5 protein-coding genes and 3 tRNA genes are annotated in these 5183 nt (G+C 36.8%); 1 reads left to right on the plus strand and 7 read right to left on the minus strand.

Annotated elements, in window-relative coordinates:
• A partial coding sequence (locus MRZ08_RS06500) for a GyrI-like domain-containing protein (RefSeq protein WP_297380798.1) occupies nt 1-643 on the plus strand: 643 nt, incomplete at its 5' end.
• Nucleotides 644-763: 120 nt separating this feature from the next.
• Here the strand turns inward: MRZ08_RS06500 and MRZ08_RS06505 are convergent.
• The 7 genes from MRZ08_RS06505 to MRZ08_RS06535 form a co-directional block, all read right to left on the minus strand.
• On the minus strand, nt 764-1126 hold the full coding sequence (locus tag MRZ08_RS06505) for a desulfoferrodoxin family protein (RefSeq protein ID WP_297380800.1): 363 nt from the start codon (nt 1124-1126) through the stop codon (nt 764-766).
• A 74-nt stretch (nt 1127-1200) separates the two neighbouring features.
• Nucleotides 1201-2487 (minus strand): histidine--tRNA ligase, encoded by a 1287-nt coding sequence (gene hisS / locus MRZ08_RS06510; protein WP_297380802.1) that lies wholly within the window; start codon nt 2485-2487, stop codon nt 1201-1203.
• 72 nt (nt 2488-2559) lie between these two features.
• Entirely contained in the window at nt 2560-3234 is a 675-nt protein-coding gene (locus MRZ08_RS06515) for a DUF6873 family GME fold protein (RefSeq protein WP_297380804.1), read from the minus strand.
• 40 nt (nt 3235-3274) lie between these two features.
• Nucleotides 3275-3348, minus strand: a tRNA-Cys gene (locus MRZ08_RS06520).
• 7 nt (nt 3349-3355) lie between these two features.
• Nucleotides 3356-3430: transfer RNA gene (locus tag MRZ08_RS06525), tRNA-Gly, on the minus strand.
• 555 nt (nt 3431-3985) lie between these two features.
• Nucleotides 3986-4061 (minus strand) — tRNA-Phe (locus tag MRZ08_RS06530).
• 163 nt (nt 4062-4224) lie between these two features.
• The coding region (locus tag MRZ08_RS06535; protein ID WP_297380807.1) for an ATP-binding cassette domain-containing protein at nt 4225-5183 on the minus strand (959 nt) is incomplete at its 5' end.

The following is a 5183-nucleotide window of genomic DNA, read 5'->3' on the forward strand; positions in this document are numbered from 1 at the left end:
AGACAATTTGGAAAATCTAATAGAAGAAAAATCTTTGGAATATGAAAAACAAATACAAATACTTCAGGCTAGAAAGGTTGCCTGTGATATTGCAATCAAAAGATTTGCCAGGGCCAAAAAGGCTTCAGAATACATAATCAAGGAAGGAATAGATCCAATAGACTTTCCAGTTAAAATCGACTACATAGAAGAAAACCCAGTGGTATTTTCAAGAAAAATCATGAAAAATTATATTCATCCAGATATTACTTTGACAAGATGGATAGATATCTACGAAAAATGTACTGAAAACGGCCTTGAGATGATGGGATCAATTCTTATAATCTTTCACGGAAAGCCCTTCGATCAATTTCTAGAAAAAAACTCTGACGTAGAATTTGCCATGCAGGTAACAAAAATCGAAGCTGGTATACTTAATAAAAGAGTAACAAGATTTTGGGGAGGATTCGAAGCTGTAACTTCCTATTATGTGGGAGATTACAAAAATATTAGACAAAAACATAAGAAAATGCTCACCTGGATTAACGACAATGGTTACAAGGTCACAGGTCCTATAACAGAGGAGTTTCTCATATCTCCCCTAGATGTCGAAGATCCATCTAAGCATGTCACTAAAATAATTATCCCTGTAGAAAAAAGATAAGGATGATAATATAAAAGAATTTGAAATGCTTTATATCTTATCTAAAATTTAAATAATACATAAAAATAAAGAAAATTTTCAAAAGTAAAAGCGGACCATAAGATCCGCTTTTTCTATCTATTAGTCAAGTTCTAGAGAGTTTTCCCATAGACCGTGGATGTTACAATAGCTTAGTGCGTAGAAAGTACCTTTCTTTTCTGTTTTGATTACGCCTGATGCACATGGTTCAGAAAAGATTTCATCTTCGCCGTGAGCTGAGTATTGGTATGATCCAACTTCTACTGGGAATTTGCCATCTTCAGCCTTGAAGAATACTTTAATCCATGCGATGTGGTGTTCAAGTGTGTTAGGATGTTCAATTTCCTTACCAACTCTTGCGTTAACTCTTACCTTACCATCTTCAAGTCTTTCAACTTCTAGTTCTGGTACGTGTTTTTCAGCTTTCCAATCACCTGATTGTACAGTTTCAGTTAATTTTGTCATATTTTTACCTCCATATGATCATATGTTGTCTACAATATATTTTATACCCAATATTTTAGAAATTATAACCTATTTTAAAGTTCTTCAAATTTTTTAGTGACTTGCTCGCCAGTTTCCATATCCTTTATAGAATATTCTCTCTTGGCTAGCTCCTCTTCTCCTAAAATGATAACCCTTCTGATTCCGCACTTATCCGCATAGTTCATCTTCTTCTTAAACTTGCCACTTTCTAGATAAATATCGACACTTTCGCCAGAATCTCTTAGTTTGTTTAAGATTTCTATGCCGTATTCGTTGATGGACTCATCCATTGGAATTATCAGAATATCTGTTAGACTCTTGATCTTCTCATCAATTAGGCCAAGCTCTTGGAATTGGTAGAATAGTCTTGTAAGTCCGATTGACATACCAACACCCGGAAGTTTTTGCTTGGAGAAGTTACTTGCTAAATCTTCATATCTTCCACCAGAGCAAACAGAGCCGATTTTTTCATAGCCATTTATAAAGGTCTCATAGACTGTGGATGTATAATAATCGAGTCCTCTTGTAATAGCAAGGTCGATTTTGATATTTCTATCAGGAATGCCTAGATCAACCATATATCTATAGACCTTATTTAACTCGTCAACTCCTTCAAGGAAAAGCTCATCGACAGAAAAGTCAAATAATTTAGATAAAAGTTCTTCATTTGAATCTTTATTTTCAATAAATTCTATGATTGTCTTAGCTTTTTCCTCATCAGTGAGTCTAACTAGCTCATCAAAAGTCTTATCAATTCCAATCTTGTCTTTCTTGTCAATTGACCTAAGGACATCAGTAGTATCTTCTATGCCCAAGGATTTGAAAAATCCATTCAAAAGCTTCCTGTTATTTATCTTGAAGGTAAGATCAGAGAAGTTTAATTTCTCAAAAATTTCATAAATAACCCTAGGTAGGAGGGCATCGTTGTAGATTGAAAGACTATTGTGACCAATTATATCTATATCAGCTTGGTAAAATTCCCTATATCTACCCTTTTGATTTCTCTCACCCCTATAGACTTTTCCTATGTGATAGCGTTTGAAAGGGAAATTTAAATCTTGAAAGTGCTCTGATACGTAGCGTGCTAGAGGAACCGTAAGGTCAAATCTTAAGCTCATATCCTTGGAGTCAGAGGCTATTTCATAGATTTGTTTTTCTGTCTCCCCGCCCCCTTTGGCAAAGAGTATCTCATTTTTCTCGATAACTGGTGTATCGATTGGCATAAATTGATATTTCTTGTAGGTTTCTTCGACTATGTTTTTAATCTTATCAAAAACTAATTGCTCCTTAGGTAAAAGTTCCATTACCCCAGCAATTGTAGATGGTTTTACAATGTTCATACTATCCTCTCTCTTTTTTCTTTACTATAATAAATTATACGATTTTTTCCAAAAGAAAAAAGCCTAAAAAGCCTATATCCAAATCAAAGACCCCAAGTCTACAAGGGGGATTTCTGGATAAATAATATCTATATTTTCCCTATCGCAAGCTTTCTTGATGATATCAAAGGACTTATGTCTTGATATATCCCCAGTAAAAATCAACTTGCCTTGGACTAGTCCACAAGTCCCTCCAATAAAGCCTTGATCAAATCCATCAAGTTCGATTTTATCATTATCTAATAAGATAATATTTACTTTATCCTTAAGGGTCTTATATATTCCATAATCACTTGTAAGGAGGCTTTCCCTAAGGGGAATAATAGAACATCTACTATAGCCTTGTTTTACAAAAAGATTTTTATAATTTCTCTCTTTAAGAATTCTCTCAATATTTTCCTCAGTAAAGTCATTATGGATATAGAAATCTTTAAATCTAAGAAGATTATAGATAGAATCTTTTGGATATTTCTCACTTACTGAAGAACCTTTAATCATATTCTTTCCTGTAAGTTTATTTTTATAATAATCAAAGACTTCTGCTGCCACTATAATATTGTCTTTATCAAGTGCATAAAGAGAAAGGTCAGGGTGATCAGCGATTCTCATGTCGAGATTCGGATTATCTATTGTCTCTATAAATTCTATATTTTGATCAGCAAGGAAGCTCTTAAAATATAAACTTGCCTTATTGCTTATAATTAACATAAATTCTCCTAACAAAAAAAGCTCTCCGAAGAGAGCAGTTTGGAGGCGCCACTCAGATTTGAACTGAGGGTAAAGGTGTTGCAGACCTCTGCCTTACCACTTGGCTATGGCGCCAAAACAATGGAGCGGATGACGAGATTCGAACTCGCGACCCTCGCCTTGGCAAGGCGATGCTCTACCACTGAGCCACATCCGCACATCTATTATTATATGTTATATTTTGGATTTGTAAAGTTATTATTATATTTTTCTTTAATTTTAAACACTAACTAGCTAAGAATCCACTAAGATATCTCATTTCAGAGATCTCTCGACTTCGCTCGAGATAAGGGATTTTCCTTAAATAATTTTTTGGAAATAACAATCTTTATTTCTATCCTTGGAGATATTTAAGTCATCCTATACTAAGGTGTTTTCGTAGGGGCCTTTCTGCTTCGCAGAACCACTCCGTGGACCGCTAACAGGAAGCGGGTTCTTTCCTCTCTGTGCCAGTCAAATGACCCTTGACTTGGGCGCTCTATGCCGCTTGGGCAAGTTTTGACCCGAAAACCGCTTCGATTGCAAGCTTTGAGTTAAGCGAAGCTTAACGTGTTTTCGTACGGGCCCTTCTGCTTCGCAGAACCATTTCATGGAGACTCCTCTACTGGCCGGAGGGGCTTTATATTCTCGAGCCTACGGCTCTGCGACCACTCCGTGGAGGGCACTCCCAAAGCCGTGCAGGGTCCTCTACCGACCGGACGGGCCTGCTTTTTGGTGCCCAGAGGCGGAATCGAACCACCGACACGGGGATTTTCAGTCCCCTGCTCTACCGACTGAGCTATCTGGGCTTATTTGTTAATACCTATATATGATAACATAGGATTTTGGCTTTGTCAAATGTTTTCATTATCTTGCTTTTTCATTGATCCTACTTTCTAATTTTTCTTATATAAAAATAGACGGAATTTTTTCTTCCGCCTATTTCACTATAGTTTTATATTCGTATTTTTCCTAGTCTAGCTCTAGTTGACCAGTGTAGAGTTGCCAGTAGGTTCCTTTTTCTTCTATTAGCTTATCGTGGCTTCCTCTTTCGATTATCTTTCCATTTTCCATTACCATTATTACATCGGAGTTTTGGATGGTGGATAGTCTGTGGGCTATAACTATCGAGGTCGATCCTGCCATGAGATTATCCATAGCTTCTGTTACTTCAAGCTCTGTGGCTGTGTCAATGGAGCTTGTCGCTTCATCTAGGATTAACATTGGTGGCTCGGCTATTGCCGCTCTTGATATCGATATGAGCTGATTTTGCCCATCTGATAGGCTTGATCCGTCTCCACTTATTTCTGTATCGTAACCTTCAGGAAGTCTCTTGATGAAGGAGTCTGCTCCTGAAAGTCTTGCAGCAGAATTAATCTGATCTGAGTCTGCATCAAGCTTACCGTATTTTATATTTCCTTCGATTGTATCAGAAAAGAGATTTACTTCTTGAAGGACCATACCGAAAGCCTTTCTTAGGGCTTCTTTTTTGATATTTTTGATATTTATGCCATCGACTTCAATCACACCATTGTCTATTTCATAAAATCTTGTTATTACATTGGTGATAGTAGTCTTTCCTGCTCCGGTAGATCCTACAAAGGCAATCTTCTCGCCTGGATCTGCGTAGAAGGAAATGTTCTTTAGGATTTGGTTTTTGCCATCATAGGAGAAGTCCACGTTCTTAAATTCTAATCTTCCTTCAAGAAGTTGGTATTTATCTTCTCCGTCTTCTTCCCATTTCCAAGCATATCTTCCGCTCATTCCGACATGCTCTGTGATGGTTCCGTCTCTTCTAACTATTGCACTTACAAGGTCGATGTAACCTGTGTCGATTTCTTCTTTCATATCCATTATCTCAAATATCCTATCTGCTCCCGCAAGGGCTTGGAATACTGCGTTTGCTTGTTGGGAGATATTTACTATAGGGT

Origin of the sequence: Anaerococcus sp. (assembly GCF_022770135.1) — a bacterium.
Lineage (GTDB): Bacteria > Bacillota > Clostridia > Tissierellales > Peptoniphilaceae > Anaerococcus.